This is a genomic window from Ruegeria sp. HKCCD8929, from assembly GCF_013031405.1.
Lineage (GTDB): Bacteria > Pseudomonadota > Alphaproteobacteria > Rhodobacterales > Rhodobacteraceae > Ruegeria.
On sequence record NZ_WPZY01000038.1, the window covers coordinates 16,070 to 29,761 of the forward strand.

General features: G+C 56.9%; 11 protein-coding genes. 6 read left to right on the plus strand and 5 right to left on the minus strand.

Annotation, left to right across the window (positions count from 1 at the left end):
* Positions 1-177: 177 nt before the first annotated feature.
* The gene (locus GOX53_RS25325) at positions 178-2,499 is read left to right on the plus strand and encodes a transketolase (RefSeq protein WP_171181341.1); all 2,322 of its coding nucleotides are present in this window, start codon (positions 178-180) and stop codon (positions 2,497-2,499) included.
* A gap of 56 nt (positions 2,500-2,555) precedes the next feature.
* On the opposite strand, the gene GOX53_RS25330 is transcribed toward GOX53_RS25325, so the two are convergent.
* The 4 genes from GOX53_RS25330 to GOX53_RS25345 all read right to left on the minus strand — a co-directional run bounded on the left by GOX53_RS25330 (position 2,556) and on the right by GOX53_RS25345 (position 7,155).
* Positions 2,556-3,713 carry a 6-phosphofructokinase gene (locus GOX53_RS25330; RefSeq protein ID WP_171181343.1) on the minus strand — a complete coding sequence of 386 codons (1,158 nt, stop codon included), beginning with the start codon at positions 3,711-3,713 and terminating at the stop codon, positions 2,556-2,558.
* Between the two features lie 6 nt (positions 3,714-3,719).
* A complete protein-coding gene (locus GOX53_RS25335) occupies positions 3,720-4,751 on the minus strand; it encodes a zinc-binding dehydrogenase (RefSeq protein ID WP_171181345.1) in 1,032 nt (343 codons plus the stop codon).
* Between the two features lie 14 nt (positions 4,752-4,765).
* Complete coding sequence (locus GOX53_RS25340) at positions 4,766-6,214, minus strand: class II fructose-bisphosphate aldolase (RefSeq protein WP_171181347.1); 1,449 nt, start codon at positions 6,212-6,214, stop codon at positions 4,766-4,768.
* Between the two features lie 242 nt (positions 6,215-6,456).
* Positions 6,457-7,155 carry an FCD domain-containing protein gene (locus GOX53_RS25345; RefSeq protein WP_171181349.1) on the minus strand — a complete coding sequence of 233 codons (699 nt, stop codon included), beginning with the start codon at positions 7,153-7,155 and terminating at the stop codon, positions 6,457-6,459.
* A 200-nt stretch (positions 7,156-7,355) separates the two neighbouring features.
* Here GOX53_RS25345 and GOX53_RS25350 point away from each other — a divergent pair, with 200 nt between their 5' ends.
* The 5 genes from GOX53_RS25350 (at position 7,356) to otnI (ending at position 11,940) form a co-directional block, all read left to right on the plus strand.
* Positions 7,356-8,330 carry a sialic acid TRAP transporter substrate-binding protein SiaP gene (locus tag GOX53_RS25350; RefSeq protein WP_171181351.1) on the plus strand — a complete coding sequence of 325 codons (975 nt, stop codon included), beginning with the start codon at positions 7,356-7,358 and terminating at the stop codon, positions 8,328-8,330.
* Between the two features lie 67 nt (positions 8,331-8,397).
* On the plus strand, positions 8,398-8,871 hold the full coding sequence (locus GOX53_RS25355; protein WP_171181353.1) for a TRAP transporter small permease: 474 nt from the start codon (positions 8,398-8,400) through the stop codon (positions 8,869-8,871).
* Position 8,872: 1 nt separating this feature from the next.
* Positions 8,873-10,150 (plus strand): TRAP transporter large permease, encoded by a 1,278-nt coding sequence (locus tag GOX53_RS25360; protein WP_171181355.1) that lies wholly within the window; start codon positions 8,873-8,875, stop codon positions 10,148-10,150.
* A 106-nt stretch (positions 10,151-10,256) separates the two neighbouring features.
* On the plus strand, positions 10,257-11,156 hold the full coding sequence (locus GOX53_RS25365; protein ID WP_217351930.1) for an NAD(P)-dependent oxidoreductase: 900 nt from the start codon (positions 10,257-10,259) through the stop codon (positions 11,154-11,156).
* A gap of 13 nt (positions 11,157-11,169) precedes the next feature.
* A complete protein-coding gene (gene otnI / locus GOX53_RS25370) occupies positions 11,170-11,940 on the plus strand; it encodes a 2-oxo-tetronate isomerase (protein WP_371810434.1) in 771 nt (256 codons plus the stop codon).
* 718 nt (positions 11,941-12,658) lie between these two features.
* Here otnI and GOX53_RS25375 read toward each other — a convergent pair.
* Positions 12,659-13,692, minus strand: a 1,034-nt coding sequence (locus tag GOX53_RS25375) for a tetratricopeptide repeat protein (RefSeq protein WP_171181358.1), incomplete at its 5' end; no start/stop codon positions are given.

Below are 13,692 nucleotides of genomic sequence, written 5' to 3' on the forward strand. Positions count from 1 at the left end.
ATATTCAGGTAATTCAACAAGGACACACTACAAGCCAACCGCCTATCATGCTGACTGATCCGGTGGCCTTCGTAGCACCCTGCACGCCACTGACCGCAAAAGCAGAACCGGGGCTGTTCCGTGACGAAAAATCACCTCAAAACAATCGAACAACGACTGTTGTGGTTGTCCCATTGGATGATCCACAACGCAAATCATATTCGGCCCAAAGTCGATGGGATCAAGGTGGGCGGCCATCAGGCCTCATCGGCGTCGATGGTGTCGATCTTGACAGCACTCTACTTCTCTGCACTACGGCCAGAAGACCGGGTGGCGGTAAAGCCCCATGCCTCGCCGGTCTTTCATGCGATCCAATATCTGATGGGGAACCAGACCCGCGCGAAGCTGGAAAATTTCCGAGGCTTTGGCGGTGCGCAGTCCTATCCGTCGCGCACCAAAGACATAGATGATGTGGACTTTTCGACCGGGTCGGTCGGGTTGGGTGTTGCGATCACCTCATTTGCCTCGATAGTGCAGGACTACATTCAGGCCAAAAACTGGGGGCAGGATCTGGACCTGGGCCGCATGATTGCCTTGGTCGGGGATGCCGAATTGGACGAGGGCAACATCTACGAGGCTCTGCAAGAGGGCTGGAAGAACGACCTGCACAATTGCTGGTGGGTCATTGACTATAACCGTCAGTCTCTGGACGGGGTGGTGCGTGAAGGCCTGTTCAGGCGGGTGGAACAGATATTCGACGCTTTTGGGTGGGATATTGTGCGTATCAAATACGGGGCGTTGCAGCGTGCTGCATTTGCGGAAAAGGGCGGCGAGAAGCTCAGGGCCTGGATCGATGATTGTCCCAACCAGCTCTATTCTGCACTGACCTTCATGGGCGGTGCCGTCTGGCGCGAGCGGCTGATGGATGCGCTTGGAGATCAGGGCGATGTAACCGCATTGCTTGATGCGCGCAGCGATGAAGAGCTTGCCGCTCTGATGGAAAACCTGGGCGGTAATTGCGTTGAGACAATGGCCGAGGCCTTTGATGCAATAGATCACGACCGCCCGGTCTGTTTTCTGGCCTACACAATCAAGGGGTGGGGCACACCGATTGCCGGGCACAAGGACAATCATGGTGGGCTGATGAACAAATCCCAGATGGCCGCCTGGAAAAAGCACATGGGTGTACCAGAAGGCGCGGAATGGGAGAGGTTTGCAACGATTCAGGACCCCGGCGCGCTGCAATCGTTCCTCAATCAGGTGCCGTTCTTTGCCAAGGGGCGGCGGCGATACAGCGATGACACCATTGATGTTCCTGCCATCGAAATCAATTCCGAGCGCAAGATCTCAACGCAGATGGGCTTTGGCAAGATCCTGGATGATCTGTCAAAAGGCAGCAGCAGGCTGGCCGAACGTATCGTCACGACTTCACCCGATGTCACTGGCACAACCAACCTTGGTCCTTGGGTAAACCGGCGCAGTCTATTTGCCCGCGCCCATCAGGAAGATACGTTCAAAGAGGAGAACATTCCCTCGACCGCGAAATGGGAGTTCACTCCTGAAGGTCAGCATATCGAGCTGGGCATTGCCGAGATGAACCTGTTCCTGCTTCTGGGCGCGGCGGGCCTGTCACACTCGCTGTTTGGCAAACGGCTGATCCCAATCGGCACGGTTTACGATCCGTTCGTAGAGCGTGGGCTCGATGCGCTGAACTATGCCTGCTACCAAGACGCGCGGTTCATGATTGTCGGCACGCCTTCTGGTGTGACGCTTGCGCCTGAAGGCGGCGCACATCAATCCATCGGATCGCCCCTGATCGGTATTTCACAGGATGGGTTGGCGGCATTTGAACCAGCTTTTGTCGATGAACTGGCCGTGATCATGGAATGGGCCTTTGCCTATCTGCAAAAGGATGGCGAGGGCGACCCGGATGAACGCACATGGCTGCGTGACGAGACAGGCGGGTCAGTCTATCTGCGGCTCAGCACCAACCCCATCGAGCAGCCGGGCAAACGGGTGGATGACGCGTTTCGACAAGGCGCGATAGATGGTGCGTACTGGTTGCGCGAGCCAGGGCCGAACTGCGATGTCGTGATTGTTTATCAGGGTGCCGTTGCACCCGAAGCGATCAAGGCCGCGGGCATAATCGGCGAGGACCGTCGAGATGTCGGCGTGCTGGCGGTTACCTCGGCGGATCGGTTGAATGCAGGCTGGACAGCGGCGCAACGGGCGCGGTCACGTGGCAACCCCATGGCCGAAGCCCATATCGAAACGCTGCTGAAGAGTTTGCCGCCACATTGCAGAATTATTACCGTGATCGACGGGCACCCGGCAACGCTGTCCTGGCTGGGATCGGTCGTCGGGCACCAGACCATCCCGCTGGGCGTCGAGCATTTCGGCCAGACCGGCACCATAGGTGATCTCTACCGTCACTTTGGTATCGACGCGCGAAGTATTGTTGAAAAAGTCAACGGTCTGACATCTGGGCGACCGATTGGCCGAAATCTCGACGTTCACTGATGCGGTGAAAAGCCTTATCAGACGCAGCTTTGGGTCGGTACCTTAAACTAGGGATGTCAGAACAACGGATCCACGTCTCCGATCGCCGCGCGACCATAGGCTTGAAACTCGGAAGAAATGCCAATCGGATCTGCTGACAGAAACGGGTCGGGCATTTGCGCCTGGCCGACACAGTCCACGAGCGGAAGTCTGCCGAATTTCAGCTCGGTATTGATCGTGACCATATGCTGCGCGAAGCCCGTCTCCCGGATCATCGCAACCGCAGTTCGACCAACACGTAGTGCAAGTTGCTTGTCCGGTTCTGAAATACAGAACGACATTGCCCGCCCAAGGTTTCCCGGCCTGAGGCACCGGGTCTGCAGGCCCAGTTCTTTCCAGATCAGTTGCGTCAGGTAGTTCCCGGTACCCAGCGACAGTGAATACATCTTACGCCCCAGCCCATCGATTGGGCCATTCTGATAGCACGCGCCGATCAGGCCGCCACCTTTTGCATTCAGCAATTCATTGGTCACAATGAAAACACGGCCAACATCCCGCTTTATGTCACTCACTTGCTGAAGAAGCGCCGCTTCATCCACGGGACGCTCCGGCAGTAAAACCATGTGCGGGGCGGTATCCCCGTCTTTTAGCAGCACCGATGCGGCGGCAAGCCAGCCTGAACCGCGCCCCATCGTTTCAAGGATCGTGACATCGTCAAAGGTGTCCATTGCGACAAAATCCCGGTCATAGTCGCGGGTGGCCATTGCGACAAACCGGGCCGCGCTGCCGTAGCCCGGCGCGATGTGGACATTCGGCAGGTCATTGTCCACCGTTTTGGGCGCGCCGATGATCTTCAGCCTGAGGCCTTTGTCGTTCGCAGAATTGGCAAGAACGTTCAGTGCCGCCATGGTCCCATTGCCGCCGATACCGATCAGAGAACCCGAATCCGCAGTTTGCATCAGGTGCAGAATGTTCGAAACATTCTGGTCGGTGACTTTTTTTCGACTGGATCCCAACAACGCTCCCGGTGTGTCGGACAATCGCTTTTGTGCACTCGGGTTACCGAGAAGATCGCTGAGATCCATGATGGGCGCGCTTCTGTCTCCCTCGAAACTGTGCCGAAGGCCGAAAAGCCTGTCGAATTTGCCAGTCGCCTGTTCTGCGATCCCGGCAAGAGTGGCGTTGATGACGGCGGTTGGGCCGCCGCCCTGAAGAACGAACAGAGTAGATGTCACTTGGACTTACTCCGCCCTGATCAGGATCTTTGCGCATTCCTGGTTGCTCTCGACATCCAGAATCGACCGTTCCAGTTGCTCAAGGGCGCGCGGCTGTGTTGCGATCTGTCCAAAATCGATTGTCCGCTCGTCATACAGTTTCTGCAACATATCCAACGTTGCCCGGAATTCATCGCGCGGACAAACCCGACAGCCGATCAATGAAATCTCCTTGATAATACCGCGCGTTATGTTGTAGCGGGCATAGTTCTTGGCCGGAAAGCCGAGCGATACGATGTTGCCGCGTATGGCTGTCGCCTCCGACGCGAAATCCAGCCCTGCATCGACGCCCGAAGACTCTATCACCACATCGTATCCGTCTCCTGCGCTCAAAGATCTGAAGGTGTTCAATGCATCTGGCGCCAGCGGATCAATGGCGGTAATCCCGAAGCTTTCGATCAATGCGCGACGTTCCTTCAGCGGCTCGCTGATGGTGACGGTGGCGGCTCCAAGCTCACGGGCTACAATGGCAGAGTACAAACCGATCGGGCCACCACCGATAACGCCGACATTCTGATCTTTCTGGACGGATCCCCGTGAACAAGCATGATATCCAATCGAAAATGGCTCGGCGAGGACCGCAACCGCATCTGGCAGAGAGTCAGGGATCCTGAACAGCGTATCGGTGGGCACGTTGACATATTCTGCAAAGCCGCCGTCTTGATTGACGCCGATGACGACAAGCTTTTCGCAGACATGCGGAACGCCGCGCCTGCAAGGTTGGCATTCGCCGCAAAACCTGAGCGGTTGAACGACGACGCGGTCACCGACAGACAGGTCGGACGTTTGTTCGGCCAGTTCTGTGATGATGCCCATAAATTCGTGACCAGGTATAACGGGTGCACGGGCAATCGGATTGTCGCCGTTGTAGATATGGACATCGGAGCCGCATATCCCCGCCATGGAAACCCGCAGAATAGCCTCGCCTGGTTGCAATTCCGGTGCGGGGACCTGGCTGACCTTGATAGTCTTCCAGTCTTCCAAAACTGCAGCTTTCATTTTTTCTCTCCTGGTCAACTTGCCAAATCCTGAATGGCGCTTTCGTCAGTCCTGCCGGTGCTTTCGGTCAAGACAGGCGCCGTCCATTGGACGGGCTTTTGGGTGATTGCAGTTCTGATGAGACCGCTCGTATTCTCGACCCGAAGAGCCTTGAAATACGCGACGGCCGATCGATAGACAGCGTTGCGGACGGCATCGTGACAGGCGGTTGCCTGCCACCAGTCTTGTTTGAAAGGGCCTATCGGATATCGCCTGGCGTGATGCAGAAACTGTGCCTCTGACCAATCGGATTTCCACTCGTCCGAAAAATGTTCCTTGGCCCAAACGTCGGCGCGCTGCACCAGTTCATCTGGCAGATTGTCGTAGACCGCATTAAGGAAGGCGGCCGCAAGATGAACCTCGATGCAGCCGGCGGCGGGCAGTTTCGAAATCTTTTCTAGTGTCAGCATCGACGCGCCATGCTGAACGCAACCCCCAAGGCCATGCGGATCGCGGCAAGCCGCGCTCAGATCTTCGATGAGATCAAAATCAACCGGCATATCGCCAAAAGATCCGTCGGCCTGCACATTGCCACCGTGACGAGTGCCGGACTGGATTGAGAGTTTCGTCAGGCCCGGCTGGTTGTCTGGCGTGCAGGTAGCAAACCCGTTCAGGTAGGCATTCACCTCAGCTACGGTTGAATTGCTTTCGCCAACCTCGCCTATTTCACCGCCGAGCGAGATCGTGACTCCATCGGGTTCCGCCTTCCGGGTGAAATTGGCCAGCCGTGCCGATAGCTTATAATTGGGGTGTTGCTGTGCATCAATTTCTGCCTGGGACAAATCAACAAGCGTTGATGTGTCGATGTCGATGTTAAAAAAACCAGCGCTTATCGCCTCAGCGATCAAGGCCTCAACCGCTTCGGTTTCGGCCTCTGAGTCTTGCGCAAACCGGGTCGCAGAAACCTGAAAATGGTCCCCTTGCAAAAAGACGGGGCCAGCATGGCCCTCGGCGATGGCCGCACATAGAATTGCCGTTGCATATTCATGCGGACGTTGGCCGGTAAAGCCGATTTCGCCGCGTGACAGTTCGAAGATTGCCGCCCCTACACTCAAGTCACGCATGGCACGAAAGACACCGCGTGCCGATTGAAAGGCGATCGCGCGCATGTTCATGGCGGGAACAGTCAGCCCGGCAACTTCATTGCACGCAAACTGGCGATAGAGCGCGTCGATTGAAGCCGGGTAGATGCCCAACGCCTGCGCAACTTCCCACGCTGCACGATGCGCGGCTGTCTGTACTTCGGTCGTGCCGAAGGCCGCAAGTCTGGCCAATACGCCCACGGAAGATGAAAGAAGAGCCGGATTGGCAATCTTGACACCGGAGGTGTCCTGAGATGCGGATTTCAGGATCGCCTGCAGTTCAGCCCTATCCTGTTCCGACCCGCTCTGCGCCGCGTCCAGAAGGGCCTCAAAATCAATCATCCGAATCCTCCGGCACGCTACTTGTTTGGCTCATTTTGCTATAAAAAGTATACCAAAGCAAGGCATGAATAGCGCTGCAAGCACCAATGCCCGCTGGGCCGCGCCGACCCGCCCCCATGGGGCGGCGCGTCTGCGCCACCCCATGGATCGGTCCCGGCTCTTGGTGGTGGGAGCAACCGGTGCAGATATTGCCTGTGCAGATTTTTCGGCCGTGGCTCTAAGTGATATTACATCTGTTCAGGTCAGCTTTGCAGCGCCTTCTTGACGCGTTTCTCGACGCTCAAAAGGTGCTTTTTCATGCTCTCTTCAGCCAAGTCGGGATTTCTTGTGGAGATGCCCTTGAAAATCTCCTGATGGGCTCTGAACGCCGTCTTGTCACTGCCTGGGGCAGACAGGGTCACACGACGGTTTTCGATCAGCCACCTCAGGATGACGTCGACGATTGTCGGCAATACCGGATTGCCGCTCATGCGAGCGATCATGCTGTGAAATTCGGAGTCGGTTGCCCAAAAGCGGTCAAGGTTGCCAAGCGCATTCTGATTTTCGTCCAGTTTGGCTTTCAGTTCCTTGATCTCTTCGTCAGACACCTCGGACGCTAGTTTGCGCGCGAGCGCGCATTCGAGAATGCGCCGAAGTTCCATAAGATGAGCGATGTTGGACGGGTTGTTCAATACCTGACGGACAATGACGTCCAGCTCGCCGATGATCGTGTCAAAGCTGGGCTCCAGAACGCGGGGCCTGCGCCCGCTGCCCATCTCGACCAGCCCACGCTTGGATAGTGAGAACAGGGCCTCGCGGACAGACGGCCGCCCAACGTCAAACCTTTCCATCAGCTCCCGTTCAGGGGGAAGAGCATCACCTGGCTTGTAGATCCCCTCAGCGATTTCCTCGGAAAGAACCTTTTCGATCTGTTCATAGAGTTTCTGCTGCTTCATGCCCATGGTTAGTCTGATATTTGCCTGTTTTTCAAGTGGCGGCCTTAGCAACGGATGGCGGTTCACACTGCCGACTCAGAGCACGCTCTCAAGTCATAGAATACCATGTTTGACAATACCGTCACGGAGGTTTCGGTGCCATGCTTCTTTACAGGTTTGGTATAAAAGGTATACAAAAATAGAATCGTAGCCGATGGGAGGAAACCATGAAGAATCGATTTTGGGCAGCTGCCGCAGCCGGTGTGGGAATGTGTCTTGCGACAGCTTCCTTTGCAGACGCGCTGAAGCTTTCACTGTCCTACGAGCCAAGCTCAGCGCATTACAAATGGGCCGAATGGGCCGCCGAACAGGTAGAAGAACGCACTGAAGGCCGCCATACAATCGAGGTTTTCGGTTCCGGCCAACTCGGGAGTGAACGCGAGGTTGAAGAATCGCTTACACTCGGTCTGGTGGATATCGGTTTCGTCGGCGCAGGCCATATGGCACAACGCTATGAGCCAATTTCAATTCATCTGGCCGCGTTCCTTTGGCGTGATCTTGATCACTTCCTGGCCTATCCGACCAGCGACACCTACAAGGAACTGACGAGCGCATACGAGGATATCTCCGGCAGCAAGGTCATTGCGCTGACATATTTCGGGCAGCGCCACGTCACCGCAAACGAGCCTCTTTTGACACCCGCCGCATTTGAGGGCGTCAAGATGCGCGTGCCACCGGTTCCGATCTACATGGTCTTCCCGGACGCGGTGGGCGCGAACTCCACGCCTGTTAACTTCTCAGAACTGTATCTGGCGTTGCAGCAGGGTGTTGTCGTAGCGCAAGAAAACCCGCTGCCGACGATTCAAGCCAAAAAGTTCTATGAGGTTCAGACGGACATCATGCTGACCGGTCACATGACGGACGGGTATTACACTCTGATCGGCGGGCCAACCTGGGGGCGCCTGTCCGAAGAAGATCAGGGCATCATCAGCGAGGTTCTGCGAGAAGCCGCGGCAGGCGCATCCGCAGATATCATCCAGTCAGAAAAGGACCTGGCCGATTGGTTCCGCGAGCAAGGCATCAATGTGCATGAGCCGGATCGCCAACCGTTCATCGATATCGTCAAACCAACGATCCTGACCGGCGACTGGCCCTGGGAAGCGCGGCACATCGAAGACTTGCTGGCTCTGGGCGCAAACTAAACCCGAGAATGGTCCGCGCGGCGACTGCCGCGCAGACCTCCGAACCGATGTGCAATGCGAGGAACAGATGCAACTTCTTAACAAACTGCAGATCATCGCCATGTGCCTCACGTTATGGGCGTTGTTTCTGATCGTCGGATTACAATTCTTTACGCGCTACGTGCTCAATGATTCCCTGGGCTGGACCGAAGAGGTCGCACGGATGTTTCTCATCGTGTTGACCTATGTTGGCGCGGTCGTTTGCGCGCAAAGAGACAGCCACATCAAGGTGGATCTCATTCTTGATATGCTCCCAGTCAGGATAAAGGCCGTGCTCGTGCGCAGCTTTGACCTGATAGCAGCGGTCTTCTTCCTGTTTCTCAGCTGGACCGCGGTGCGGTTTGCCAATGTCACCAGTCTGAAGATGAGCAGTGTTCCAATCCCAAAGAGTATCCTGTTCTGGATTTGCGCCGTCGCGCTTTTGTTGATGGCACTTCACTACCTGCTGCATGCAATCGCCAAAAAAGACGACCACGACGAAAACAGAAATCTGGGGATCTGACATGGCCGCCACACTTCTCATTATTGCCGTAACCGTGATGATCGTCATCGGTGTGCCGGTGGCTGTTTCGATGGCTCTCGGATCTGTTGTCTTCGTTCTTTCCAAAGGCATTCCCAGCCTGGTGATCATTCAGAAGATGGTCAGCGGCATCGACAGCTTTCCGTTGCTGGCCATCCCGTTCTTCATTCTGGCAGGCGCGTTGATGAATTCGTCTGCGATCACGGACCGAATATTTACCTTTGCGTCGCATCTCTTCGCCTGGGCTCGCGGCGGCATTTGCTACGTCAATATCGTGGCCAGCGTAATCTTTGCCGGTATGAGTGGCGCAGCCGTTGCAGACGCCGGTGGCCTTGGCGCGATCGAGATCAAGGCCATGCGCGACCGTGGATACGGCGACCGCCTGTCGGTCGGCCTGACGGCGGCCAGTTCCATCATTGGCCCGCTCATTCCACCGTCGCTTCCGATGATCATCTTCGGCTTCGTCGCGGATGTTTCCATTGGCAAACTGTTTGTCGCTGGATTTTTGCCAGGCATCATAATGGCGATTGCACTCGCGATCATGGTGCGCTGGATTGCCGCGCGTCATGATTTGCCAAAAGACGGTGACTTTTCATTCTGCAAAGTCGGCAGATCTTTCAACAAGGCAATCCTGTCACTTCTGACACCCGTAATCATTGTCGGCGGTATCCTGGGGGGGATTTTCACGCCGACTGAGGCCGCGATTGCTGCGGCTGCTTATGCCCTGATCCTTGGGCTTTTCATCTACCGGACGCTGGGGCTCAAGGAGATTTGGACAGCGACAAAAGACTCCGCTGAAATGACGGCCTCGATCCTGTTCATCGTCAGCGCTGCGGCCCTGTTCGCCTGGATCATCACAACCGAGCGCGTCGCGCAGGGCTTTTCCGAGGCGCTGTTTGGCGTAACCGACAACGTCATCGTCATTCTGCTGTTGATCAATCTTCTACTGATCATTGTCGGCTGCTTTCTGGATGCCATCGCGGCGATCACTATTCTAACCCCAATCCTGATGCCGGTCGCCGTGACCGCAGGTGTGGACCCGACGCAGTTCGGTGTCATCATGGTTCTCAACCTGATGATCGGGCTTCTCTCTCCGCCGCTTGGGATCGTGCTATACGTACTCAGTACAGTCAGCGGTGTTTCGATGAAGGACACCATCATGGGAACGTTGCCGTTCATGGTGCCTCTGATCGCGACATTGCTGATCGTGACCTTCGTACCAGCGGCGTCGCTATGGTTGCCATCGGTGCTCGGATATTGATGAGCAGCGATGGTCAGGCCTTTATTATTACTGAGTGGCATACGCGGGCTGAATTTTTCGGCATTTACGGCCTGCGGACTTGCCATCCATATTGTCGGAGGGATGCGTGCCACTCACAGACAGCAAGGTAGGTTTTATCGGCCTAGGCCTCATGGGGGCTCCGATGGCGGCAAATCTGTTGGCGGCAAATGCTGACCTGATTGTCCATAACCGCACCGCAAAGAAATGTGCGGATTTGGCAGAGCTGGGCGCGCGCGTTGCCATGACGCCTGGCGAGGTCGGGCAGGAGGTAGGAGCCGGATCCATTGTCTTATGTGTCAGCGACACACCTTCGCTGGAGGCCGTTCTTTGCGGGGAAAACGGGGTGCTGACAGAGCTTGTTTCCGGCACGACAGTGATCGACATGGGCACATCCGAAGTCAGCGCGACCCGCCGGCTGGCTGCAGAGGTCCAGGCGCGGGGCGGACGCTATGTCGATGCGCCGGTTTCCGGGGGTGAAACAGGCGCCAGGGAAGGCTCGCTGTCGATCATGGCGGGCGGTGCATCCGCAGATATCGACGCCGCCAAGCCAATATTCGATGTGCTTGGCGGAATGCTGACCCATATTGGTCCTGTTGGAACCGGACAGGCGGCAAAAGTGGCCAATCAGACCATTGTCGGAACCACGGTTGGCATCATTGCTGAATCCCTTGCACTGGCCGCCGCTGCGGGGGCCGATATCGTGAAGGTACGCGAGGCATTGATGGGCGGGTTTGCCGGCAGCCGCATACTACAACTGCACGGCCAGCGCATGATTGATGGTGCGTTCTCACCCGGTGCCCGGGCCGCCACGCAACTTAAAGACATGCGGCAAGCCGTTGATCTGGCAAGGGAGGTTGACCTCTCATTGCCGCTATTGAGCAAGAGCCATGCGCTTTGGGCCGCTATGGTCGAGGCCGGGATGGGTGATCTGGACCAGTCGGGCTATTTTGCATTCGTGCGCGATACCAACAAATCCAGATCTTGAGCGGTATTGCCCATTGTCCCTGAAGTTCGCCGCAAATCTCAGTTTCATGTTCACCGAGCTGCCATTTCCTGAGCGGTTTCAGGCCGCAGCAGATGCTGGGTTTCACGGCGTGGAATTTCTATTTCCCTACGAGTATACACCGGCCGAGATTGCGGAATTCGTGCGCCAGGCCGGGTTGTCGCTCGTGCTGCACAATCTGCCGCCCGGCGACTGGAGGTCCGGAGACCGGGGCCTCGCAGCCCTTTCGGGCAGGCAGCAGGAATTCAGAACATCTGTGGAAACGGCGTTGTCATACTGCGATGTCACGGGCCTGCGGCAGATGCACATCATGGCTGGATGTGTCAATGACGCCGAACGAGACGGCGCAAAAGATACCTATCTGGAAAACCTGGGCCACGCGGCACGCCGCTTTGCAGAGGCTGGCATAACCGCTCTGATCGAACCGATTAACACTATCGACATGCCGGGATACTTCCTGAACCATCCCCACGAAGCACATCAGATAATCACCGAGTTGGGTGAGCCAAATCTGAGACTTCAGTTTGATTGCTACCACGCGCAAATCATGGGAGGGGACGCCATTAGCGCTCTTAAGGTAAACTTTCCATGCATCTCTCACATTCAGATTGCAAGTGTTCCTGACCGGCACGAACCGGATCATGGCGAATGCGACTATTCGGTGGTTTTTGGTGTCTTGGAGGAGTTGGGATATAGCGGATGGGTCGGATGCGAATATCGTCCTGCGGGTCGCACCGAAGACGGGCTCGCCTGGTGCGATAGGTAGGCCGGCTACCGGGTATATTGAAGTAATAAACTTTGGTTTTTGGGCTTATCGCGAGCAGACTCCAATGGCTCGGGGTCAAATGTCAGCAAAAGACGAGATAGCGGACGTTGCTCTTTTTCAGGCGAGCGGCAGAATAGTTGCGCGTCTCGATGGTCTGCCCATGTTGCAGCGAAAGTGTGGTCTCGGTCCGGTCGAAATCGGCACTTACGAATGGCCGGATTGGCGACTTGGCTGCAGGGCAACATCAAACGCGCCACAGGTACGGTCCGATGCTGTTTCAGCGAAGGGCGAATACCAATCTTGCGAAAGGCTGCTTAGCCCCCCTGCCCCGCCGAGTCAGTATTTGAGCATTGACGCACAACACAGATGCTGCCCTGACGCTTGTACCGATGCGATCCGCGCGCCCCGCGCGGATCACTCCCGACTGTACGGATCCAGCAAATCAGAGCACGCGCCGGGGATCTCCTCTTCCATCGCCACGCAGCCTTGCAAAAGCCGACGCACAGCGGAGGGAATGGGCGTCACCCGCAGGGCAGATCACCGTGGTTTGGGCGACCATGGCCCAAAGCCACTGGCGTGGCTCGGAACGAGACGCGGCAGGGGCTGTTGAGGCAGGGAGACCAGGCCGCGGTGATCTGGGAGGTTGCAGGCATCGCCGGCGGCCGACTAGTACACGGCCCCGCGCCGGAGCGCGGGATTTGCCCGAAAGAACCTCCTCCTAGTCCTGTTTGAGTGCTTCAGCCTGATTGCAAGCCTCCTCGTCTCCCATGTCGCAGCCTTGCCTGTAGAGCCGCGCAGCTTCTTCAGCATCGGCCTCGACACCAATGCCTTCCTCGTAGAGATAGCCGAGATTGGTACAGCCGAGTGAGTTGCCGCCGTCGCAGCCTTGCCGGTAGAGCTGCCCCGCAGTCAGGGGGTCGGAATCCACGCCGATGCCTCTTTCGTAGAGATAGCCGAGATCGGTACAGCCTCGCGCGTTGCCCCCATCGCAGCCTTGCCGGTAGAGCCGTGCCGCCTCCTCAGGGTCCGCCGTCACCCCCATGCCTTGTCGGTATAGATTGCCGAGATTGGAACAACCAAGCGCCCCGCCCTCGTCGCAGCCTTGCCGGTAGAGCCGCGCCGCTTCCACGGGATCGGCCTCCACACCTATGCCCGCATCGTAGAGATAACCGAGATTGGTACAGCCTATTGCGTCGCCGCCATCGCAGCCTTGCCGGTAGAGCCGCGCCGCCTCCTCAGGGTCCGCATCTACCCCAATGCCGTACTCATAAGAAATGCCGAGATTGCTACAGCCCCTCATATCCCCGCCATCGCAACCTTGCCGGTAGAGCGGCACTGCCGCTTCAGGATCGGCCTCAATGCCGATGCCCTTCTCGAGGAGATAGCCAAGACTTCCACAGCTTTTCGCACTGCCACCACGACATGCTGCACCCCAGAGTTTACCGGCGGTAGAGCCGTCTATTTCCCAGATGGCGTTACCGTGCTCTAAGCACCGTTCGGTGACCCCGCCCTCACAAGCAAGCGTGATAAATTCGAGCTGGTCTTGTTCGGTCGGTGTCAGCTCCGCAACGTCGAGACAGACTTTTCCCTTAAACATCGAGCACAGAGCCCGGTCTGCCGCGCTTAACCCATCATCCTGACGTGCCAGCGGGCTGGTGAATACCAGTGACCCTGCAAAGGTGACGGTACCAACGCAGCTGGCCAGCAAGAGGAACAGGACCTTGATGGGTTTGTTCTCAACATCCAGCCAGT